This is a genomic window from Nocardia gamkensis NBRC 108242, from assembly GCF_001612985.1.
Classification (GTDB): Bacteria; Actinomycetota; Actinomycetes; order Mycobacteriales; family Mycobacteriaceae; genus Nocardia; species Nocardia gamkensis.
On record NZ_BDBM01000002.1, the window covers coordinates 194,930 to 216,910 of the forward strand.

At 68.3% G+C, this 21,981-nt stretch carries 25 protein-coding genes; 6 read left to right on the top strand and 19 right to left on the bottom strand.

The window, feature by feature from the left end; translation table 11 throughout:
* Nucleotides 1–34: 34 nt before the first annotated feature.
* From NG1_RS01020 to NG1_RS01040, 5 genes are all read right to left on the bottom strand, one after another.
* Nucleotides 35–364, bottom strand: coding sequence for a hypothetical protein (locus NG1_RS01020; RefSeq protein WP_062967003.1), 330 nt, complete (start codon nt 362–364; stop codon nt 35–37).
* A 518-nt stretch (nt 365–882) separates the two neighbouring features.
* Nucleotides 883–1,167, bottom strand: a complete 285-nt coding sequence (locus NG1_RS01025) for a hypothetical protein (protein WP_157113793.1) — start codon at nt 1,165–1,167, stop codon at nt 883–885.
* 9 nt (nt 1,168–1,176) lie between these two features.
* Complete coding sequence (locus NG1_RS01030; RefSeq protein ID WP_157113794.1) at nt 1,177–1,923, bottom strand: hypothetical protein; 747 nt, start codon at nt 1,921–1,923, stop codon at nt 1,177–1,179.
* An 11-nt stretch (nt 1,924–1,934) separates the two neighbouring features.
* Complete coding sequence (locus NG1_RS01035; protein ID WP_062967009.1) at nt 1,935–2,378, bottom strand: hypothetical protein; 444 nt, start codon at nt 2,376–2,378, stop codon at nt 1,935–1,937.
* 8 nt (nt 2,379–2,386) lie between these two features.
* Entirely contained in the window at nt 2,387–2,566 is a 180-nt protein-coding gene (locus NG1_RS01040) for a hypothetical protein (RefSeq protein ID WP_062967217.1), read from the bottom strand.
* Nucleotides 2,567–2,925: 359 nt separating this feature from the next.
* On the opposite strand from NG1_RS01040, the gene NG1_RS39290 reads away from it, so the two are divergent.
* Both NG1_RS39290 and NG1_RS01050 read left to right on the top strand, forming a co-directional pair.
* A complete protein-coding gene (locus NG1_RS39290) occupies nt 2,926–4,233 on the top strand; it encodes an NsdA family TPR-like regulatory protein (protein ID WP_501193571.1) in 1,308 nt (435 codons plus the stop codon).
* Nucleotides 4,230–4,910, top strand: a complete 681-nt coding sequence (locus NG1_RS01050) for a RibD family protein (protein WP_062967013.1) — start codon at nt 4,230–4,232, stop codon at nt 4,908–4,910. The genes NG1_RS39290 and NG1_RS01050 overlap by 4 nt, the downstream gene beginning before the upstream one ends.
* Before the next feature lie 216 nt (nt 4,911–5,126).
* Here the strand turns inward: NG1_RS01050 and NG1_RS01055 are convergent, their stop codons facing one another.
* The 4 genes from NG1_RS01055 to lysX all read right to left on the bottom strand — a co-directional run bounded on the left by NG1_RS01055 (nt 5,127) and on the right by lysX (nt 9,966).
* Nucleotides 5,127–5,468, bottom strand: coding sequence for a hypothetical protein (locus tag NG1_RS01055; protein WP_062967015.1), 342 nt, complete (start codon nt 5,466–5,468; stop codon nt 5,127–5,129).
* Nucleotides 5,469–5,581: 113 nt separating this feature from the next.
* Entirely contained in the window at nt 5,582–6,196 is a 615-nt protein-coding gene (locus NG1_RS01060; RefSeq protein WP_062967017.1) for a histidine phosphatase family protein, read from the bottom strand.
* A 133-nt stretch (nt 6,197–6,329) separates the two neighbouring features.
* Complete coding sequence (locus tag NG1_RS01065; RefSeq protein WP_062967019.1) at nt 6,330–6,542, bottom strand: hypothetical protein; 213 nt, start codon at nt 6,540–6,542, stop codon at nt 6,330–6,332.
* A gap of 100 nt (nt 6,543–6,642) precedes the next feature.
* Nucleotides 6,643–9,966, bottom strand: a complete 3,324-nt coding sequence (gene lysX / locus NG1_RS01070; protein ID WP_062967021.1) for a bifunctional lysylphosphatidylglycerol synthetase/lysine--tRNA ligase LysX — start codon at nt 9,964–9,966, stop codon at nt 6,643–6,645.
* Nucleotides 9,967–10,268: 302 nt separating this feature from the next.
* Between lysX and NG1_RS01075 the strand changes: the two genes are divergently transcribed.
* Nucleotides 10,269–10,487 (top strand): RNA-binding S4 domain-containing protein, encoded by a 219-nt coding sequence (locus tag NG1_RS01075; RefSeq protein ID WP_062967023.1) that lies wholly within the window; start codon nt 10,269–10,271, stop codon nt 10,485–10,487.
* Nucleotides 10,488–10,536: 49 nt separating this feature from the next.
* Here the strand turns inward: NG1_RS01075 and rraA are convergent, their stop codons facing one another.
* The 9 genes from rraA to NG1_RS01120 all read right to left on the bottom strand — a co-directional run bounded on the left by rraA (nt 10,537) and on the right by NG1_RS01120 (nt 16,200).
* Nucleotides 10,537–11,025 carry a ribonuclease E activity regulator RraA gene (gene rraA, locus NG1_RS01080; protein WP_062967025.1) on the bottom strand — a complete coding sequence of 163 codons (489 nt, stop codon included), beginning with the start codon at nt 11,023–11,025 and terminating at the stop codon, nt 10,537–10,539.
* A gap of 268 nt (nt 11,026–11,293) precedes the next feature.
* A complete protein-coding gene (locus NG1_RS01085; protein ID WP_062967027.1) occupies nt 11,294–11,659 on the bottom strand; it encodes a DUF5313 family protein in 366 nt (121 codons plus the stop codon).
* Nucleotides 11,660–11,709: 50 nt separating this feature from the next.
* A complete protein-coding gene (locus NG1_RS01090) occupies nt 11,710–12,084 on the bottom strand; it encodes a DUF5313 family protein (RefSeq protein ID WP_084498605.1) in 375 nt (124 codons plus the stop codon).
* 171 nt (nt 12,085–12,255) lie between these two features.
* Entirely contained in the window at nt 12,256–12,711 is a 456-nt protein-coding gene (locus NG1_RS01095; RefSeq protein ID WP_062967032.1) for an SRPBCC family protein, read from the bottom strand.
* Between the two features lie 101 nt (nt 12,712–12,812).
* Nucleotides 12,813–13,721: a CopD family protein gene (locus NG1_RS01100; protein WP_062967219.1), complete on the bottom strand. Its 909-nt coding sequence runs from the start codon at nt 13,719–13,721 to the stop codon at nt 12,813–12,815.
* A gap of 50 nt (nt 13,722–13,771) precedes the next feature.
* Entirely contained in the window at nt 13,772–14,311 is a 540-nt protein-coding gene (locus NG1_RS01105; RefSeq protein ID WP_062967034.1) for a copper resistance CopC family protein, read from the bottom strand.
* Complete coding sequence (locus NG1_RS01110; RefSeq protein ID WP_062967036.1) at nt 14,308–14,967, bottom strand: YcnI family copper-binding membrane protein; 660 nt, start codon at nt 14,965–14,967, stop codon at nt 14,308–14,310. Before NG1_RS01110 ends, NG1_RS01105 begins: the two co-directional genes overlap by 4 nt.
* A 37-nt stretch (nt 14,968–15,004) precedes the next feature.
* Complete coding sequence (locus NG1_RS01115; RefSeq protein WP_062967038.1) at nt 15,005–15,541, bottom strand: hypothetical protein; 537 nt, start codon at nt 15,539–15,541, stop codon at nt 15,005–15,007.
* 14 nt (nt 15,542–15,555) lie between these two features.
* A complete protein-coding gene (locus NG1_RS01120) occupies nt 15,556–16,200 on the bottom strand; it encodes a DUF6474 family protein (protein ID WP_040864172.1) in 645 nt (214 codons plus the stop codon).
* Nucleotides 16,201–16,425: 225 nt separating this feature from the next.
* Between NG1_RS01120 and NG1_RS01125 the strand changes: the two genes are divergently transcribed.
* The 3 genes from NG1_RS01125 to NG1_RS01135 all read left to right on the top strand — a co-directional run bounded on the left by NG1_RS01125 (nt 16,426) and on the right by NG1_RS01135 (nt 21,088).
* Nucleotides 16,426–18,108: a TM0106 family RecB-like putative nuclease gene (locus NG1_RS01125; protein ID WP_174315472.1), complete on the top strand. Its 1,683-nt coding sequence runs from the start codon at nt 16,426–16,428 to the stop codon at nt 18,106–18,108.
* Nucleotides 18,109–18,135: 27 nt separating this feature from the next.
* Entirely contained in the window at nt 18,136–20,094 is a 1,959-nt protein-coding gene (gene htpG / locus NG1_RS01130; protein ID WP_062967040.1) for a molecular chaperone HtpG, read from the top strand.
* 175 nt (nt 20,095–20,269) lie between these two features.
* A complete protein-coding gene (locus tag NG1_RS01135; protein ID WP_062967042.1) occupies nt 20,270–21,088 on the top strand; it encodes a class I SAM-dependent methyltransferase in 819 nt (272 codons plus the stop codon).
* Nucleotides 21,089–21,150: 62 nt separating this feature from the next.
* Here the strand turns inward: NG1_RS01135 and NG1_RS01140 are convergent, their stop codons facing one another.
* Complete coding sequence (locus NG1_RS01140; protein WP_040864299.1) at nt 21,151–21,918, bottom strand: SDR family NAD(P)-dependent oxidoreductase; 768 nt, start codon at nt 21,916–21,918, stop codon at nt 21,151–21,153.
* Nucleotides 21,919–21,981 lie beyond the last annotated feature (63 nt).

The following is a 21,981-nucleotide window of genomic DNA, read 5'->3' on the forward strand; positions in this document are numbered from 1 at the left end:
CTCGGAGGTGGGCCTTTTCGTCGGAGCGGAACGACTAGCTCGAGCCGGTCGGCGGCAGGACATGCTCGAACTTGTAGAAGTGCCGCGGGCCGTCCGGCCCGGGGCCGCCGTCCGGCCCGCAGTCGCGGTCGTCCGGCCCACGACCCGGCCCGTCATGCCGTTCGTGACGTTCGAAATGACGGGGCCCGCCATCGATGTCGGCGCCCTGCTGCGGTGCGTCCACCAGCTGCACCTGGCCCTGGTCGGCGGGAGTTTCGGCGGATGCGGTCGATGCGAGGGCCGCGAGCGGGACGGCGATCAGCGCACCGGCCACGGCGACCCGGGCCAGACGCCGCAGCGGCGTAGCGGTTTTGGAGAGCGACACGGAATTCCTTTCTCTCGAACCGTGAACCACTGTCGGGAGCGGCTCACCGGTCCTATCGAAGATTCCGTCACTGGGACACCGGTGCGACAGGCCTGGCAATCGGCTGTGAAATGCGCAGCGCGACTGATATTGCGGGGCAGGAGATCTCTGCCAGACCGAGGACAACTCGATGCCGGACCCGCCTTCGATCCTGGATTCGATGGCGCGCGACGCGCTCGATGACGCGGCGGCGATGCGCCGGGCCGCGTTGTGCGCTGGTCGCGATCAGGTGGTGCTCGGGACGTGAATGCCGCGCGGTCCACAGGGCGACATCCACGGCGGGACAACGAACGTGACCGTGCTGGTCGACACCTGCGGCGGGTCTTGGATGCCGCCGCTCGATGCGGTAGTGGCGCCGCCGGAGGGCGATCCGCGAGGGCCGACTCCGTGACCTGCGTCGGTCTGCCTGTCGACGAGTAACGCCCCGCCCCCGTGGATTCGGGAGCGGGGCGGGAATTCGCTGTATCCGCTGTACCGGACTACTTCTCCAGCTTCTCCAACATCCAAGTGCCGACGACGTACATGTCGTCAGCGGGGATGGCGCGCGTGTAGTGCAGCGGTGGGGTTATCCAGCGGATCCGACGCCACCCGCTGGCCGGACGGATGACCCATCCGCCGTACTCACGGCGAGGGTTCCACTGGTTCTCGCCGGTGTAGCCAGGCGCGCGGGAGACACCCCGGATCCGGAGGTACAGGGTTTGGCGCAACCAGAGCCAGCGAGTCGACCAAGTGACAGGGCCGCTGCTGATAAATAGCAGCTTCACGGGGCCAACCTAGCACTGGATGAAGGTCGCTATGGTCTCCTTGCGGCCCTCATCCGTCCCGGTGCCCCAGGTAGCCCGCATGACGATCTTGCCCTGCCACACGCCGGGTACGCAGTCCAACGCCATCGTGGCGACGTGAAGAGTGGGGTTGGGGATCTGGGTGACAACGACGTGGTCACCCTTCGGCTTCGGGTTGCTGGTGCCCGACCGGTGCCATAGCTGCAATTCAATGCGGAACGCGGCCGGGGCGGGGTCGCATTTCACTGTTCCGCCGACGACGACGGCTTTGTGCAGCAGGTAGGGCTCCTTGTTGAACGCGAAGGTGCAGGCACGGTCAGCGGTGGCCTGGTATCCGGGGTCGGCGTGCGCGGCGGCCGGGGCGACTCCGGCGAGCACTGCCGCTGCGGCGCACCCCACGCGCAGAGAGCGGCCGATTCGTAATTTCATGTCTTCCTCCTTCTGGGGTGGGCGTGCCGACCACCTCGCCGGGTCGGTGCCGTTGATGTGACGTAGAGGGGTGGGGCGACTCCGGCCGCACGCAGTACCCGCTGGATCTCCCGCTTGCGTGCGCAGCAGCCGAGACGGCAGCCGAAGATGCCGGGCCCACTGCTGGCGGGCCTGCTCGACCGTCAGCGGCAGGGGCGGAGGCTCGTGGCTGAGGCGTTCGTCGATTTCGATGAACCGTGGCCCGGTCGCTGGTGCACCGGTTGCCAGCCAGGCAGTGACGAACACGCAGGCGATGACGGCGGCGGCCATCGCGGCGAGGGTCAGCACCGGCCCGGCGGGCATTGCTGTCCGTCCACCACCGCGGCGACGAGGTCGGCCCACTGGGTGGCGAGGTACCCCACCTGCGACCACGCTGCGTGGAGGTCGTCCTGCGGGACTTCGTTCGGTGCGAGCAGCAGCACTTCGGCGTCGATATACGCGGCGGCGAGCGCGTCAGCGGCGGGCCCGACATCGGCGGCGCGGGTGGCCGGCGCGAGGTGGGTGGTCACCCACTGGTTGATCAATGTGACGAGCTCGGCGCGGAGGTGGTCGACGTCTGCGGTGCGGCCGGGGTCGATGTACCGGGTGCGGTGCAGGTGCCCAAGTGCGCGGGCCCACTTCGTGATCAGGTGATCGCCCGGCCTGTCACCAGCGACGTAGCGGATCGCGGCACTGAGCTCGTGCCAGTCCGGCAACCCACATTGAGACCTGTTGCCCGCGTCCATCACCGCGCCTACCCCCGCGATCCGAGCGAGTAGGCCATCGCGGCGAGGTATTGCAGGCACCCGCCGCCGTGGCCGGAGTGGTCGACGAGGACGAAGCGGGCGCGGTCCAGGTCGAGATCGGTGGGTTCGGTTCCGCAGTCGCGGTAGTGCGCGGCCCACAGGTCCCGGGTGTCTCGCGAAATACGCATGGCGGCCTCCGTGGCAGGCAGGTTCGGGGGCACACCGGTGCCGGAACCGGCCGCGCAGTCCGAACCGAAGATGACCTCCGCACGCGGCCGGGTACGCATCCGAGACGGAGATGAGGAATCGCCTGCGGTCCAGCACCGGTGTGCTGTTTCATCGTCGTCGGGGCGGGTTGAAGCAACCAGGCAGTAGCGACGCAGTTGCAACGCAACTTCGCAGGATCTCCTCTGAGCGATTCGAGAGCGAATGCGGTTGAACCGGTGTAGCTTTCGATATCGCCACGGCGGCACGAGCAGGGGGCTGGAGCGAGCCGATGATCATCTATCGCTGGACCGGAGTGGAATCGAAAGCGCTGCGCGAGGCGATGCTTCTCAGCATCGAAAAGTTCGCGGCCAGAACGGGAATCTCGTCACGGTCGGTTACGAACTGGGAGCTTCAGGGTGTCTCGGCGCATATGCGTCCGAGCAGCCGGGAACTGCTGGACAAGGCGCTCGCGGAAGCGTCGCCGGAGGTGATTGCCCGGTTCGAGCGGGCCCTCGCCGAGATCCGATCGCAGCGAGACGAACCCGACGACGGTCTTCCGGTAACGGTTACGCTGGCGAATGACACCCCCGGTCGGTTGGTGCCGATCGCGTCGGGTGCTGGTGATGCTGATCAGGTCTGGGTGCGCGCCCGGACCGCCGCCGGAGAGGTCGTCCTCGTGTCACTCCCACGTCGCACCGTAGTCGCAGGATTCGGTGCCGCAGCCCTAGCCGCCGCCGTGGGCGCCAAGTCCGCGGCGGCCCTGGCTCACAGTCACATCGACCATCCCGCCCACTTCCGCACGCTGCGCACGGCGTTGATCGAGAGCGACAACCTCTACGGCGGACAATCAGTGGTCCCGCTGGTCGAGCAGAATCTCGAAATCATGAACCAGCTGCGGTGCGCGGGGATCGGCGACGCCGCCGAGATGCAACGCATGCGGATCTTCTACGCCGAGTTCGCGGCGTGGCTGTATCAGGACGCGTGCAACTGGTCTCGTGCTCAGCACTGGACCGATCGCGCCCTGACGTGGTCGCACCAGCTCGGCGACGACTACTGCATCGCGGCGACCCTGATCCGGAAGGCGCAGATCGCGAACGACATGGAAGACGGCACCGAGGCAATGGAGTTGGCCGAGGCTGCCGAACGCGCCGCGCCTCCGGGAACCCGCTTCGCTGCGGTGGCAGCGACATTCGCCGGGCACGGTGCCGCGCTGGCCGGTGACCGCTCGGGCAGCGCCCGTGCGTTCGACCGGGCCCGGACGCTGGCGGCCGACTCGGACGCGGATCCAGTGTGGGGTGGGTTCCTCGACGGGCCGTACATCGACGCGCACCAGGCGCACGGGCGCGCAGCGCTGGGCGACTATCGGACGGCGATCGACCAGTTCGGTCGGGCGATCAGCGGAATGCAGTCCGGGTTCACGCGCGATGAAGCTGTTTACACCTCGCGGCAGGCGCTCGCGTACGCGTGCGCGGGTGAGGCCGAGCCAGCTGCCACGCTTGGGCTGGCGGCGATGCAGGTCGGCGTCAGCACCGGATCCGAACGCGTTCTGCAGAATGTGCGCAAGGTCGATGAGCTGCTGTCGGGGCGGCACCTGCCCGAGGTCGCGCAGTTTCGTGAGGCCGCCGAGCGTTGGGCGGTCCTCTCGTGACGCGCCCTTTCGTGCTGCTGTCGGTCGCGACCAGCATCGACGGCTACATCGATGACACGACCGCCGAGCGGCTGCTGCTGTCCAACGCCGAGGACTTCGATCGCGTCGACCAGGTCCGCGCCGACTCCGATGCCATCCTGATCGGAGCGGGCACGATCCGCGCCGACAATCCCCGGCTCATCGTGAAGAGCGAGGACCGGCAGAACGAACGCGCGGCCGCGGACCGGGCACGGCAGCCGTTGAAGGTGACCGTCACCGACAGCGGCAACCTCGACCCCGAGGCGAAGTTCTGGCACCACGGCACTGACGAGCACCGGCCCGTGGTCTACACGACCGAGGCCGGCGCAGCGAAGGCGCGCGAACAGCTCGGCGACCTGGCGGACGTGGTCGCGCTCGGCGAGACAGTGGACTTCGGTGCGCTGCTCGATGACCTCGGTGCCCGGGGTGTCGGCCGGTTGATGGTCGAGGGCGGCTCCCACATGCACACGGTGTTCCTGTCAGCGGGACTCGCCGACGAGCTGCACCTCGCGATCGGCCCTACCCTGGTCGGCGACCCCAGTGCGCCGCGGTTCGTGAATCCTGCGCAATTCCCGGGCGGCTCGACGCGGCGGATGCGTTTGGTCGACGTCACCCAGCTCGGCGACGTCGCGGTGCTGCGCTACCACCCGAAGGCGTAGGTCGGTACCGGTCGTCGGTATCAGTCTGCGGCGGCCGCTATTCCTCCCCATCGCAACAGCTCGCGGCACGTCGAGGATCCGGTCGAGCGCCATACTGGGCCGTTCGCCGCGTCGGGCGTTCTCGTTCACGGCGGCGGCCGTGTGCGGCAGCGTCGACTTGCACAAGAGGCCCACCTCCGCGCTCGGAGGTGGGCCCGCTTCGATGTGGCGGGTCGGCTAGCTCGACCCGGTCGGCGGCATGAACTGCTGCTGCGGGCCGTCCTGCCGTTGGCCGTCGTTCGGGCCACGGCCCGGTCCGTTGTCCGGTCCGCGCCCCGGACCGTCGTTCTGCCCACGGCCCGGATCGTCACGCCGTTCGTCATGTGCGGACTGGCGCGACCAGTCGTCGTGGTCGGCTACCTGCTGCGGTGCGTCCACCAGCTGTACCACGCCCGGGGCTGCCGGGGTTTCGGCGGATGCGGTCGACGCGAGGGCCGCCAGGGGGACAGCGATCAGCGCGCCGGCCACGGCGACCCGGGCCAGACGTCGCAGCGGCGTAGCGGTTTTGGAGAGCGACACGAAGTTCCTTCCTTTCGGATCGTGGGCCGCCGTTCGGAGCGGCTCACGTGTCCTATTTCAGATCGTGTCACTGGCAAATCGATGCGACCGGCCTGGCACTCGGCTGTGAATGCTCAGCGCGGGCCGATATTGCGCGGCAAAAGATCCCAGACGTGCCCGTTCTCGTTGACGGTCGCGGCGGTGCGGCGTCCCGTGCGGGAGAACAGGATCCTGGTGATCGAGCAGTAATCGATGGGGAAGGTCAGCGGCCTTTCCAGCGCGAGGACCTCTTGCAGCAGCACGTTGATCACACCGCCGTGCGCGAACACGACCACGGTGTCCGCCGGATCGGTGGCCGCGACGACATCGGAGACGGCGGCGTGCACCCTGGCCTTGAATGCCGCACCGTCGACCTGCACCGGAAGATGCCCGGCCTTGATCCGGTCATAGGCGTCGCGGAATTCGACCTTGGCATCCTCGATGGGGATGTAGGCAGGCAGATCGCGATCGTATTCGGCGAGTCCGTCGATGACGTCGACGCCGAGACCCAGCTTCGCGGCGGTCGGTGCCGCCGTTTCCCTGGCCCGCCGCTGCGGGCTGCTCACCACACGGGACACCCGGTGATGACCGAGCGCCGCGGGCACCCGCTCGGCTTGCTCCAGCCCCACCGGAGCCAACTCCGGATCGGCGGGCCCGCTCGAACTCGACATCCGGACCGGCTGAGCATGGCGAACGAGAATCAACTGCACCCGCCCACTCTGCCGCATTCGCCTGGCCGGTCTCATCCCGCCCCGGGAGGACGTACGCAAAGCACGCCGCCGTGGAGGACGGAAGACGACGGCCCGGTTCGCTTCGCGCGAGCCGGGCCGTCGATGTCTGCCGCTAGGTGTTCTTCTTGCGCTTGGTCAGCAGGTAGATGCCGCCGATGATCAGCGCGACCACCAGCAGGCAGCAGATCGCGCCGATGATCAGGCCGCCCCCGCCCCTGCTCTTCTTCTTCTTGGCGGCCAACTCGAGCGCGGAGTTCCACGTGTCGGGGCTGGCCCACACGGTGTGGTCCAGCAAACTCGCGTTCGTCAGCAGGTCAAGGTACATATTCGAACCCCTTACGGTGTAGCGGCCTCCTCCCGGGGCCGAATCTCCAAGGGTAGCGGCCCGATTCGCTCGATGAGACCCTTCCGAGACGAAGCCCCGGTCAGCGTGGTTTCACCAAGGGGAACGGCAGTGTCTCGCGAATGCTGCGTCCGGTGATCAGCATGACGACTCGGTCCACGCCCATGCCGAGGCCGCCGGTCGGAGGCATGGCGTGCTCCAGCGCCTGCAAGAAGTCCTCATCCAGCTCCATCGCCTCCGGATCACCGTTGGCCGCGAGCAGCGACTGCTCGGTGAGCCTGCGGCGCTGCTCCACCGGGTCGGTGAGTTCGCTGTAAGCGGTGCCGAGTTCGACGCCCCAGGCGACGAGGTCCCAGCGTTCGGTGACGCCGGCGATACTGCGGTGCTGCCTGGTCAACGGGGACACCGAAGTCGGGAAGTTGATATAGAACGTCGGCTCCTCGGTACGGGATTCGACCAGGTGCTCGTACATCTCCAGCACCACCTGGCCCGCGTCCCAGCCGTGCTGATAGGGCACCCCCGCCTTCTCGCACAGTTCGCGCAACTCCTCGACCCCGGTCTCGGGGGTGATCTCGGCTTCGATCGCCTCCGACACCGCGCCGTGCACGGTCCGCACCCGCCACTCGCCGGAGATGTCCACTTCCTCGAAGGTCCCGTTCCCGTTGGGCCGCAACGCCACCATGGCGCCGTTGGCCGCGATCGCGGCGTTCTGGATCAGCCTTCGGCAGGTGTGCATCATGCGCTCGTAGTCGCTGTGCGCCTCGTAGGCCTCGAGAATGGTGAACTCGGGGTTGTGGCTGAAATCGACGCCCTCGTTGCGGAAGGTCCGCCCGATCTCGAACACCTTCTCCATACCGCCGACGCACAGCCGCTTCAGATACAGCTCGGGTGCGATCCGCAGGTACAGGTCGAGGTCGTAGGCGTTGATGTGCGTGACGAACGGCGTGGCGTTGGCGCCGCCGTGCACCTGTTGCAGGATCGGCGTCTCCACTTCCAGGTAACCCAGGGAATTCAAGGAGTCCCGCAGCGAGCGCACCACCGCGCTCCGCTTGGCCAGCACCTCGCGGATCTCGGTGTTGATCGCCATGTCCACATAACGCTGCCGCACCCTGGCCTCGGGATCGGCCAGCCCTTTCCACTTGTCCGGCAACGGGTGCAGGCACTTGCCGAGCATGTGCCAGTCCGCCGCGAGCAGCGAGAGCTCACCGCGCCTGCTCGCCCCGATCTGTCCGCTCACCTCGATCAGATCGCCGAGATCGAAGTACTCGCCGAACTCGGCGCTGCGTGCGGCGCCGACCCGGTCGCGATCGATGACCAGCTGGATATCGTCGGTCCAGTCCCGGACCACCGCGAAGATCACGCCACCGTAGTCGCGGATGCGCAGCAGCCTGCCGCACACCCGGACCGTGGTGCCGCGCGGGGATCGGCGCGCATCGGCGACGGTATGCGTCGGCGGGTAGGCCACCGGGTAGGGATCGATGCCGGATTCGGCCAGGCGCGCCAGCTTGTCCATGCGCACGCGGACCTGTTCGGGCCTGCGCGGAAGCTGCTCCGCACCGTCGACCTCGGCGATGTCCGGCGGGCTGCCGTCCGCGTGCAGGCCCGTCACCGTGGCGGGCACCGCCGTGTGCTCGCCGGTGTGCGTCGCGGTGTCGGGCTCCTTGCCGAACCGCGGCAGGAAGCCCTCCGCCAGCGCGCTGGCCACCGCGACGCGCGGAAGCTGCCTGCGCTCCTCGAACAGGAAGAACCGGGGCACCCAGTACGGCTGGTACTTCACGTTCGAGCGATACAGCGCCTCGAGCTGCCACCAGCGGGAGAAGAACAGCAGCACGCCGCGCCACAAGCGCAGCACGGGACCGGCCCCGATCCGGCCGCCCTCCTCGAACACCGAGCGGAAGACCGCGAAGTTCAGCGACACCTTGGTGATGCCGTACAGCTCGGAATTCAGCGCGAGCTGCGAGATCATCAGCTCCATCACACCGTTGGGGCCACCGGGGTCGCGGCGCATCAGCTCCAGCGAGACACCGGTGCGGCCCCACGGAACCAGCGACAGCATGCCGAGCACCCGCTCCTGCGGGTTGACCGCCTCCACCAGCAAGCAGTCGCGGTCCAGCGAATCGCCCAGCCGACCCAGCGCCATGGAGAATCCACGCTCGGTCTCGGTGTCGCGCCAGGCATCGGCGCGGGCGATGATCCGGGCGAATTCCTCGGCGGGGATATCGCGATGCCTGCGGATACGGACCGCTACGCCGTGCTTGCGCAGCCGGTTCGCGGCCTGCCGCACCGGCTTCATCTCGGGCCCGGCCAGTGAGAAGTTCCTGGTGTCCAGGATGGCTTCGTCGCCGAGGCGCAATGCGGAAAGGCCCGCCCGGCGGTACGCCGTCGCACCGAGTTCGCTCGCGCCCATCACCGCCGGAGCCCACCCGAATTGATCGGCCTGGCGCAGCCAGGCATCGATCGCCTGCGGCCATGCCTCGCGGATGCCGATCGGATCCCCACTGGCCAGGCAGACACCCAGTTCCACCCGGTAGGTCACCGCCGCCTTGCCGCTTGGCGCGAACACCACCGCCTTGTCCCGGCGGGTGGCGAAGTAGCCGAGGGAATCCTCCACGTCCGAACGCTCCAGCAACCCGCGGATGGCCGACTCGTCGGTGCCGGTCATCGCGTTCGCCGCCCGCTGCGAGCGCAGCAGGATCAGCACCGCGGCCAGCAGCGCGACGGCGCCGAACAGGCCGAGCAGGAAATTCACGAACGGCGGCGGATGCCCGTCGAAGTGCTCGTTGTCCGCCAGCACCGCCGCGGTCACGCGGTAGATCGCCCAGCCCGGGCGCTGCACGCCCCGCGGGAGACTGCCCGGGAACAATTCCACCAGGCCCCAGCCGAGCAGAGCGCCGATCGCGAGGCCACCCGCCAGCACACCGAGCGCCTTCCACCCTGCGCCGCGGCGCACCTTGGTGTAGAACTCCGGCCATGCCGCGATGAGCACACCGATCACGGCGAGATGCAGCACCATCGCCACCAGCGCGTGGATACTGCCCCGATTGGCGAAGGTTACGCCGTTGACGATCGTGTAGACCGCGAGGTAACCGGTCAGCAACCACCAGGCGATCCGTTTGCGGCTGGATATCGCACCCGCCGTCAGACCGACCACCAGCGCCCACATCAGGTTCGTGTCCGGCGCGTCGAAGTAATAGGTATCGATATAGCGGCGCGGCACCTGGGTCAGGAAACGCAGTCCCGGCGAGAGGCTCCAAAGGAAGCACAGCGCCGCGAATACACCGAGCGTCAACCCCGCGATATGCGGCACTTCCGAAAGTCGTCCGTGACCCCGGTGGGGAACCGGCGGAGTCGGTTTATCCGCGCGTGGTGCGGTGTCGAGGTGTTGCTGGGCTTGCGTGGAGGTCACGGAACCAGTGTGTACGTGAGTGTGTCGGATTTGCCAAGCCTGCGGCGCGCGTGTTTGTGCGGTGTTTGCGCGGGCGGACTTCTTCGCGGCGTGTTCCTCGCCGGGCGGAGCCGAACGCCGACTTTCCCGATTCCGCGCTGACCTGGGCGGAGTAGCCGATCAAATCGGCGAGAATTCGACGCATACGGTTCGACGGTGGGATTTCCGCGTGGTGCGGAAGGTCCGGCTCGAGTTGCCCGGAGATCGCGGAGGGGATGGGGCGGTGTCCGGCGAGTTCGGATGGGGGAGTAAGTATTTACTTCATGTCGGAACCAGTCGAAGTGCCGATCGATGACGACGTTATTCGGCTCGGCCAGTTTCTGAAGCTGGCCAACCTGATCGAATCCGGTTCGGAGGCGAAGACGGTGATCGCCGCCGGATTGGTGCGGGTGAACGACGAGGTGGAAGTGCGGCGCGGGCGGCAACTGCACATCGGCGATGTGGTAGCGATCGCCGGTCACAAGGCGATCGTGTCGGCCTGATCACGGTTCGGGCGGCGGCCGGAGCGACCCGTGCGCGCCGCCGAACCGCTCAGTCCTCGGCGCGCACGACGATGCCGTCGTGGTCGCTGTAGAGCACCTCGCCGGGCACGAAGGTTACCCCACCGAACTCGACCGGCACATCGCGCTCGCCGCTACCGGTCTGCGTGCTCTTACGCGGGTTGGTGCCCAGCGCCTTGATGCCGATGTCCAGGGTGCGCAGGATGGCGGAGTCGCGGACCGCGCCGTTGACGATGACGCCTGCCCAGCCGTTCTCGACGCCGCGCCCGGCGATGATGTCGCCGACCAGCGCCGTGTGCACGCTCGCGCCGCCGTCGACCACCAGCACCTTGCCCTCGCCCGGCTCGCCGAGCGTCTGCTTCACCAGCAGATTGTCCTGAAAGCAGCGGATGGTGGTGATGCGTCCTGAGAACGCCGCACGCCCGCCGAACTGGATGAACTGCGTGTCGCAGCTGCGGATCTCCGGGCCGATCTCGTCGGCCAGGTCGGCGGTGGCGATTACATTCTGCGATTCGGTCACTGGGTTATTTTGCCGCGACTTCGTCGCGGCGTGTTCGCGGCCCCTTCTTGGCCGCGAACGGAACATGCTCGGTCTCGCTTCGCTCGGAACCGGGAGTTGGGGTGCGCTGGGCCCGTGGGGGCGGGAGCTTTGGGCATCGTGCACGCGGTTCGCTGTGGTCGGGGGTCGTCCTGGTGGCCGGTGATCAGTCGCGTACGCGCCGGGGCTGGGGTGGACGTGCTTCGCCCTCGCGCGTGGTTTCTCGGCGCGCGGAGGGAGGTGGGCGGAGCTATCGGTGGCCGTAGCGCAGTTCGTACAGTTCGCGTTCGTGGTCGGTGCACTTGCCGTGGTCTACCAGGTCGGGGCTCAGGCCGTGCTGGATCAAACGGAAGCGGCGCCAGACGTAGCTGAGCGCGACCGTGAAGACGATCAGCGGGACGATCATCATCACGATCAAGCCGATCTTCAGGGGCAGCGGTCCGGGGAACAGCAGCACCAACGCGAAGAACGGGATGATCGGCCCGATGAAACGGACGAGATAGCGCTCCATGGCCCCGTGGCCGACGAGGTCGTGGATGACCCACTCGTGCAGCTCCTCGGGGAGCTCTCGACCCAGGTCGTAGGCGATTCGCTGCCCAAATGTCGGGGTCTTCATGCTTCTAGGCTATGCCTGTGGTATAAGTCACCGCTAGATGTCGGTGGGCCTCAGGCGCGCCCGTGCCTGCGTTCGTAGTCGAGGCGGTCGCGATCGTCGCGGCGGCGGGCGTCGGCGTCGGCGAGCGCGGGGTCGAGACCGTGCTTGATCAATCGGTGGCGCCGGTAGACGTACAGCAGCGCCACCGTGAAGTAGATCAGCGGGATGTACAGCAGTGCCATCATCGCCAGACCCATCCACAGCGGGCCGGGCAGCAACAGGAACAGCATGAGCACCGGGAGAACGGGCACCAGGAACCGCAGCAGATAACGCCGCGTAGCGCCGGGCCCGACCAGATCCTCCCGCACCCATTCGGACATCGATTCCGGCAGCGTGCGACCGAAGACGTAGCCGATCCGCTGTCCGAACGAGGGTGTAGCGCTCACACCTACAGCATCCCCACCCCGCCACCACCGGCGCAACCGAGTCGACGACATGGCATCCCGAGGCGCTCGGCGAGGGCCATGGGTCTCGACCGACCGCGACCATCCGGTATGGAGGCCGCCCTCCGGACAAACACGGTGATGCGCCGCAGGCGCGGCGAATCGAACAACAGATCAGACCGAGTCCGCGTGGAACGCGGCGATCTGGGTGACCAAGTTGTGGGTCGTGTGCTGCACGGCGATCTTGACGAACGGTTCGATGGTCTTACCGAGGGCCCGCCCCGCCAGGCCTCCGGGCACCCGATAGTCCACGATCGCGTCGACGGTGCACAAGCCCTCACCCTTGTCGTGGAACAGGAAGGTGGACTCGACGTCGAAACCCTTGATGGACTTGACGCCGATCGCGAAGTCCTTCTCCCAGCGAACCACTCGGATCCGCGACTTCAGCGACGCGGGCCCCAGCTTCATGTGCCCGTCGAACGTGGCGCCGACACCTTCGGTCTGCTCACCGACCGGGGTGAAGGACTGGATGCCGTGCAGGAATCGCGACAGGTTCCGATAGTCGTTCACATAGGCGAACGCGGACTCCGCCGAGGCCGAGCAATCCTCGACGATCTTCACTTCGGTCATACGCAGACCTTAACGGGTGCGGTCGGACGTAGTCCGTCCTCAGCCCGCGCATGGCCGGAGCGAAGGCGGAGGTACGCATAACCGGGCCCCGGCGGTACGGCTCAGGCCGTCACCGCCAGGGTCGCGGCGAGCCCGAAGGCCAGCGCCATCACCACCACCTCGGCTACCGCGCGGCGCAGCGAGTCCTTCGCGTCCATCCGGTGATCCGCCGCCTTCGGCACCCAACTGCGCCGCCACCACCAGCCGAGGGCGAGCAAACCGAGCAGCACCACGGTCTTGGCGAGCAGGATCCGGCCGTAACCGGTGCTGACGAACGGGGTTACCCCTCCCACCCGGATCAGTCCGTTGAGCAGTCCCGTCACCGCCACGACCGCCACCAGGGGCAGCGCAACCGCCGAGTACTTCGGCAGCACGACCGCCCACTCACCGCGGGTGCGCACGACCAGCGTCAGCGCGATCAGCAACCCGAACCAGGCGCCCGCCGCCAGGGCGTGCACCGCCGCGAGCACGGAGCCGAACGCCTGCTGCGACATGTGCCCGGTGATCGGCCGCAATGCCAGCGCGACCGCCGCGAACACCAGAACGAGGTCGGCGGAGGCGGACGCGGGCCGCCGGAAGGCCAGCGCCGAGCCACCGGCCACCGTCGCGACGCCGATCAGGATCGCGATTCCGACCTGCCCACCGCTGACGTCGACCAGATAGGTGCCGAACTCCTCGGCGCCGAGTTCGCGCACCGGAACGCCGACCACGTCGGCGGCCTCGAAGACCAGCACGGCGAACTCGGCTACCGCCCAGATCCCGGCGAGTACCGCCAGCAGCCGCCAGGGTGTGAGCAAGCGCGGCGCGACCCTGGGCAGCGCGGCCAAGCCGAGCGCGGTCGCCCCGACGCCATCGGCCACCACCCGGACCACGGCCTCCCCTGGCAACGGGACCGGCCGGATCAGAACCCAGGCGAGTGCGACGCCCAGGAGCCCGGCGGGGATGGTCAGCAGCAGTACGGGCCAGGGCATTCGGCCGGGAGCGCGCCGAGCGCCACCCCGGCCGCCGATCTTCACGCCGTTCACCGCTTGGAGTCGCGGTTCCTGCCGCCGAACAACGCGAACGCGAGCCCGCCGCCGAACAAGACGACCGCGCCGACGATGAACACCCACAGCGGGATACCGTCCGAGCCGCCCGAGCCGTCCTCGGCTTTCGCATTAGGTTTCGGTCCAGGCGTGCCGTTGCCGGGCTTGCCGAGCGTGAAGTGCCGCTTGCCGCTGACCGGGTGTCCGTCGGCCGAGGTCACCCGGTAGGCGATGGTGTACTCGCCGACCGGTCCCAGCTCGCCCAGGGCCACGCTGACCGTCTTGCCGTCGACCACCGGATCACCCTTCGACCACAGATTGCCGTCCGGCCCGACGACGGTGAGCGACGGGAAGCTGGGCTGCAGTTCCTCGTTGAACGTGACGCTCGCGCGCTCCGGGCCCGCGTCGACGGTCGCGTTGTCCTCCGGGACGCTTCCCGTCGCCGCGGAGTGCGCGGCGGCGACTCCCGTTGCGGCGATACCGAATCCGAGCAGGAACAGTCCCGCCACCACGGCGACGAGGAGACGGCGGGTCATGCGCGCCGCCCGCGGATCACGTTGCCGAGGCCGAGCGCGACACCGAGTAGACCGAGCGCGAGACCGATCCCGCCGAGCCAACGGGCCGTCTCGTCGTCGTGGTCGTCGTCGTCCGCTTCGGCTTCGCTGCTCACCTTGTGCCCGTCCGGCGCGTGGGTTTTGCCCGCCGTCAGGGTCACCGAGGGAGCCGGATGTTCGGGTTCGTCGCCGTCCTTGCCGACCGGCTGATCCCAGCTGACCACCTTGCCGTCGGAATACGTCTGCTCGGCGGGGAAACCGACCGAATCCAGGGCGGGCAGCGGGCCGACGGAGACCGCGAAACGCTGGAACTGACCGGGCGGAATGCCCGGCGCGCCAGGGTCGGCGGTCCAGGTGATCGCGGTGACCTCCTTCTTGTCGTTGCGTTCGACCTTGGCCGACCATCCGGGAATCGATTCGGTCCGAGCCGATTTCACGTTGGGCAAGGTGACGGTGAGCGCCGTGGTGCTCGCGGTGTCGGATTCGGTGGGCACCCGGAAGGTGGCGACGGTGTATCCGCCTTGGGTCGCGCCGGGAGCGTCCACCGTGACGTGGGCCGCGGCGGTGCCGCCTGCGAACAGGGCGAGTGCCGTTGTGGTGACCGTCGTCGCGACGGCGCGCGAGATCGAGCTGTGCATGCTGAAGCCTCTTGTGCGAAGGGAAAGGTGTCGGGGATCAGACCGACACCGGCGGCGCGCGCGGACCGAGCGCGCCGAGCGCAGCACAGCGATGGGGCAGGAGACCGGGATCCGACCAGGTCGGTGCACCGGCGATCCGCGCGGGGCGCGGCGGAGCGAATATCGCGCGCAGGGCGGCGGAGGCCGCGGCGTAGAGCCGCTCGGTGAGCATGATCAATGCCGCGCAGCCGACCGCCGCGGCGGTGTGCGCGAGCAGCATCCATCCGGCAGGCAGCGGGGAAGCCGTTGGGGCCGAGCCGGTCCCGGGGTGGTCGTGACCGAGCAGAACCGACAGCGCGGCGTGGCTCAGCAGCTGGCCCGCGCCCAGCAGCCAGGCCAGGACGGTCGGGCGCGTGCACGCCCGCACGGCTCCCGCGGCCGAGCCGGCCACGGCGGCGATCAGCAACAGCAACGTCAGCTCGGTGGAGCCCGGCGCACCGCCACCCGCTGCCCCGTGCGCCGCCACGGCGAGCACGCCCACCAGCACGCCGACCAGGCCACCACGCAGGTGGCCGGTGATCGGGTGCGGGTGCATCGAGAGGGGGAGGGTCAGCGCACGCCGAGCCGGGCCAGGATGTCGGACTCGATCCCGGACAGCTCGTGCGAGATCGACGTGTGCACCGAACGGCGGCGGTTGGCGGGCATCTGGTCGGCGGTGTGCACGGCGGCCGTCAGGCTGCCGAGGCGGTCCTTGGTTGCGGCGACGAACTTCTGCGTCTCGCCCTTGTCCTTGCCGTTCTGCGCGCCGATCTTCAGCAGCGCCGCTTCGGCATTCGTGATGCGCGCCTGCAGCTTGGCGCCGTGCCCGGTGAAGTCGCCGAGCTGGTCGACGCCGACGCCGAGTTGCTGAGCGCGGCGGGTGTCGAGCTGCCCGCGCAGGAAGGTCGCGCCACGGTAGGCCAGCGGAGCGAGCACCGGGATGAGCACACGCGCCACGCCGAGGTACTTCTTCACCTGGCCGGCGCTGAACGGATCGCGCTCGGCCTTGGCGGCCGCCTTCAGCGCGGCTTTCTCCTCCGCCTGGAACGCCGCGATCTGCGCCTTGGCGACCTTGCGCTGGGTGCGGGCCTCGGCGCGGCGCGCTTTGCGGTCGTTCTTCGCGGCGAGCCTGGCCTCGATCGCGGCCTTGTGCTTGAGGGCTTTCGCCTCGGCCCTGCGGCTCGGCCGCCGCTTGCGCTTCGTGAACAACCCCATCGAAGGCCCTCCGTCATGCTGGTTCGCCATGGCAGTACGACGCCGGGGAAGCCCGTCCGCCCATGTCACACGCTTTGCCGCCACCCTATCGGGTCCGCAGCGTCCGCTGCGAGGGTAGTGCGGCCCAGGCGCTGGAATTCAACACTGTCGGGGGTAGGGACCATACTGCTTAGCGTGGATTCGGACATCGGTGACCAAGACGGCCTCGAGCGCAACGGAACGGCCGTGGATCGGGCCACCGGCGCGCCGACCGCCTTCATCGATGCCAGGGCGCTGATCGGCTGCCGCCATCGCCTGCGTCTGGACGCTACGCACCCCGACGCACTGGTGGGCATCTCCGAGGACGCCGGTGTGCGCCAGCGCCGGGATGCCGCCGTCGCGCACCGCGCCCGGGTGCGCGACGCGCTGGTCGGCGCCGACCCGGACGCCTGGGTGGTGATCGATCCCGGACTGCGCGCCGCCGAGCGCGCCGAAGCGACGATGCGCGCGTGCGAGATCGGCGCACAGCACATCTGGGGCGGCCTGCTGCCGCAGGAGCCGGACACCGGCAGGCGCGGAGGCTCGGAGATCCTGCTGCGCGACGCCGATCGCGGCGGGTACATCCCGATCATCGTGGTGAACCACAAGGTGACCGATCCGCGTCAACCCGAGCGGGCCGACTTCCATCCCATCACCTCGGACCCCTATCGCTGGAATCCGCAACCGGATCCGCACCGCAAACTCCGTCAGCAGCCGCGCGACCAGCAGCGGCTCGCCCATCTGCACCGGATGCTGCAACGGCACGGCCTGGCCAGCCCCGCGCTGGTCGGCGGCGTGATCGGCTTCGACTTCGATCGCATCCTGGTGCACGATCTGGCTCCGCTGCTGGCCGACTACGACCGCCGCTACGCCGACCGGATCGCGGTGGTGCGCGGCGAGCTGCCCACCATCCCCTCCAAAGTGCCCGAGTGCAGACAGTGCCCGTGGTGGACGCGCGGGGTCGATGGGCCGAGCTGCGAGGGCTGGCTGATCGAGCATCGCGACGTCAGCCTGGTTGCGCCCGGCTCCCGGGCCGAGGTACTGCGCAGGCACGACATCGAGACCATCGACGAACTCGCCGCCTGGGTGGGCGAGGAACCCGAGGACTGGCAGCACGGCCCGTTCGACGAGGCCGTGGTGACGGCGCGGGCGTGGATCGCGGGCTCGCCGCTGGTGCGGCGGGTCGAGCAGGTGCGGGTGCGACGGGCGGACGTGGAGGTCGACGTCGACCTGGAGAGTTTCCAGGAATACGGCGCGTACCTGTGGGGAACGCTGCTCGACGGCGTGTACCGCCCGTTCGTCACCTGGGATCCGTTGCCCACCGATGACGAGGGCCGCTCCTTCGGCGAGTTCTGGACCTGGCTGATGACGGTGCGCGCCGAGGCGGCCGCGACGGGCAGAACGTTTGCCGCGTATTGCTATTCGCGCACGGCGGAGGACAAGTGGCTGTACGAATCGGCGCGCCGGTTCGCGGGCCGCCCTGGCGTGCCGACGGTGGAGCAGGTGCGCGCGTTCGTGGACGGGCCGCAATGGGTGGACATGTTCCAAGCCGTGTCGGACCAGTTCATCTGCCCGAACGGCAAGGGACTGAAGAAGATCGCGCCGGTCGCCGGGTTCTCGTGGCGTGATCCGGAGGCGAGCGGCGAGGCGTCGATGAGCTGGTATCGGCTCGCGGTCGGCTACGACGGCGCCGCGCCCGACCAAACCCAGCGCACCCGTTTGCTGGAGTACAACGAGGACGACGTGCGCGCCACCCAGGTGCTGCGCGAATGGATGACCACCCGTGCCGACGAAGAGGTTCCCGGTCTCGCCGACTTCGGGCCGGTTACCGATCCGCGATCGCACGATGTCGTCCCGGATTACGCCTCGGTGCCACCTTCGGCCACGTAGTCCGAGCGCGGCGGTACCATCGCCGACGTGACAGAGCACGTCGAACAACTCGAGTTCCAGGCAGAGACACATCAGCTGCTCGAGCTGATGATCCATTCCGTCTACTCCAACAAGGACACCTTCCTGCGGGAGCTGATCTCGAATTCCTCCGACGCGCTGGACAAGCTGCGCCTGGAGTCCTTCCGGGACAAGGATCTGCACGTCGACACCTCGGACCTGCACATCGAGCTGGGGGTCGACAAGGACAACCGGATCCTGACCGTACGGGACAACGGCATCGGCATGTCGCGCGCCGAGGTCGTCGACCTGATCGGCACCCTCGCCAAGTCCGGTACCGCCGAGCTGCGCAAGAAGCTGAACGAGGCGAAGTCCGAGGCCGCGGCCGAGGAATTGATCGGCCAGTTCGGCATCGGTTTCTACTCGACGTTCATGGTGGCCGACAAGGTCACGCTGACCACCCGCCGCGCGGGGGAGACCACCGGCACCCGGTGGGAGTCGAGTGCGGGCAGCTCCACCTACACGATCGAGGAACTGGACGAGGCCCCGCAGGGCACGTCGGTCGCGCTTCATCTCAAGCCGGTGGACGAGGAGGATCACCTCTTCGACTACACCCTGGAGTGGAAGCTGCGCGAGATCGTCAAGAAGTACTCCGACTTCATCGCGTGGCCGATCCGCATGCAGGTGGAGCGGACCGTCACAGAGGGCGAGGGTGAGGACGCCAAGGAGACGACCATCCTCGAGGACCAGACGCTCAACTCGATGAAGGCGCTGTGGACGCGCCCCAAGAGCGAGGTCTCCGACGAGGAGTACAAGGAGTTCTACAAGCACGTCAGCCACGGCTGGGACGATCCGCTGGAGATCATCCCGTTGAAGGCCGAGGGCACCTTCGAGTACCAGGCGCTGCTGTTCATCCCCTCGCACGCGCCGTTCGATCTGTTCACCCGCGAGCACAAGCGCGGTGTGCAGCTCTACGTCAAGCGGGTGTTCATCATGGACAACTGCGAAGAGCTGATGCCGGAGTACCTGCGCTTCGTCAAGGGTGTGGTCGACGCGCAGGACCTGTCGCTCAACGTCTCACGCGAGATCCTGCAGCAGGACCGGCAGATCCAGATGATCCGCAAGCGCTTGGTGCGGAAGGTGCTGTCCACGGTCAAGGATTTGCAGGGCGCCGAGGACCAGACCAGCTACCAGACGTTCTGGAAGGAATTCGGCCGCGTCCTGAAGGAGGGCCTGCTCTCGGACTTCGACAACCGCGAGACCATCCTGCAGGTCTCCTCGTTCGCCTCGACGAACTCCGAGACCGAGCTGACCACGCTGGCGCAGTACGTGGAGCGGATGCCCGAGGGGCAGGACACGATCTACTACATGACCGGCGAGACCCGTCACCAGGTCGAGAGCTCCCCGCATCTGGAGGCGTTCAAGGCCAAGGGCCGCGAGGTGCTGATCCTGACCGACCCGGTCGACGAGATGTGGGTCGGCTCGGTGCCGGAGTTCGACGGCAAGGCGTTCCAGTCCATCGCCAAGGGCGAGGTCGACCTGGAGACCGAGGAGGAGAAGAAGGCCTCCGAGGCGCTGCGTGAGCAGCAGGACAAGGACTTCGCCGAGGTGCTGACGTGGCTGGGCAAGACGCTCGAGCAGAACGTCAAGGAGGTGCGCCTGACCAACCGGCTCACCACCTCCCCGGCCTGCCTGGTCGGTGACGTGTTCGACTTCACGCCGATGCTGGAGCGGATGTACCGCGCCTCGGGTCAGGCGCTGCCGGAGAGCAAGCGGATTCTGGAGCTCAACCCGGCCCACCCGTTGGTCACCGGTCTGCGCGACGCGTACGCCGCCAAAAAGGAGGAGGCCGACGCGGGCTCGGCGACCGAGCTGTCGGAAACCGCCGAACTGCTGTTCGGCACGGCGGTGCTCGCCGAGGGCGGTGAGTTGAAGGATCCGGCGCACTTCGCCCACATCCTCACCGATCGGCTGACCCGCACGCTGTGAACCCGCCCGCGACCGGAGGGCCACATCGAGGTTCTCCGGTCGCGGCCGGTGCGGTCGGCGACGTTTCGGCCATTTCTCGGTTACGGTGACCGTCGAGGTGGCATATTCGCAGGACTGGGGAGTATGCCCCCGGGTGGCGCGGTTAGATGTGGATGCCTGAAAGGATCGTCACAACATGTCCGCAAACCCGCTTGCCGTCGCCGAGCCATGGGATCTCGTCGCCGACGGGTACGCCGAGTTCGCGCCAACCATCATGCGACCGTTCTCGGCGCGGGCACTCGAGTTCGCCTCGTTGTCCCCGGCGTCGCGGATCGTGGATGTCGCCGCCGGGCCGGGCACGCTCAGTCTGCTGGCCGCGAGCCAGGTCGCGCAGGTCGAGGCGATCGATTTCGCGGAGTCGATGATCGCCCGCTTGGCGAAGGACGCCGCTGCCGCCGGGCTGACGAACATCCGAGCGCGGGTGGGCGACGGGCAGAATCTGCCGTACGAGTCCGACCGGTTCGACGCCGGATTCTCCATGTTCGGCCTGATGTTCTTCCCGGACCGCGCTCGTGGCTTCGCCGAGCTGTTCCGGGTGCTGCGGCCGGGCGGCACCGCGGTGGTGTCGAGCTGGGCGCCGATCGCCGACTCACCGCTGATGCGGATGATGTTCGGCGCCCTGACCGCGGCCGACCCGAACATCCAGGAGCCGCAACCGAACTTCTTGAGCCTGGAGAATCCCGAGGTCTTCGAATCCGAGATGCGCGGCGCGGGTTTCGAGGCGGTGTCCATCCAGCGGCATTCGATCGCGCTCGCCTTCGGCAGCCCCGAGGAGATGTGGGAGGCCATGGTGCGCAGCAGCGCCCCGTTGGAGCTCATGCGCCACAGTGTGAGCGCGGAGGTCTGGGGTCGGCGCGCCGCCGTCATGAAAGCGTTTCTCGCCGAGAAGTACCGGCCGAACTATCCGCTGTCCACCACGGCCTATCTCGGCATCGGGCACAAGCCGCAGGCGTGAAAGACGGCAGCGCGCGGCCCTGCCAGGGAGGGGCCGCGCGCTGCCGGAGTAGCGCAGCGGGATTACCGCGGCGCCATGCGCAGCGCGCCGTCCATGCGGATGGTCTCGCCGTTCAGGTAGTCGTGCTCGACGATGTACTGCGACAGCTGCGCGTACTCGTCCGGACGGCCCAGGCGGGACGGGAAGGGCACCCCAGCCTCGAGGCCCTTGCGGTATTCCTCGGTGACGCCGGCCAGCATCGGGGTGTCGATGATGCCGGGGGCGATGGTGTTGACCCGGATGCCGAACTGGGCCAGGTCACGCGCGGCCGGAACGGTCATGCCGTGCACGCCGCCCTTGGAGGCCGAGTAGGCGATCTGACCGATCTGGCCCTCGAACGCCGCGACGGAGGCGGTGTTGATGACGACGCCGCGCTGGCCGTACTCGTCCACGGCGTCTGTTTTGGCGATCGCGTCGGCGGCCAGTCGCATGACGTTGAAGGTGCCGAGCAGGTTCACCGTGATGACCGTGCGGAACAGCTCCAGGTCGTGCGGACCGTTCTTGGACAGGATGCGGCCGGCCCAGCCGACGCCGGCGCAGTTGACCACGATGCGCAGCGGCGCGCCGGACTCGACGACCTGCGCGACGGCCGCGGCGACCTCGTCGTTGCTGGTGACATCGGCGGGAATGAGGGTGACCCCGGCGGGCACGTTGTCGCCCGCGCGCTCGATCGACTGCGGTACATCGAGCCCGAAGACGGTGGCGCCCAGTTCGGCGAAGCGCTTGGCAGTGGCGGCGCCGAGGCCCGATGCGCCTCCGGTGACAATGGCGGCGGAACCCGAAATCTCCACGATGGTCCTCTCGTTCGTGACAGCCAGTTGGCCTTTCGTCAATTGCACCCTAACCGGTGCGCG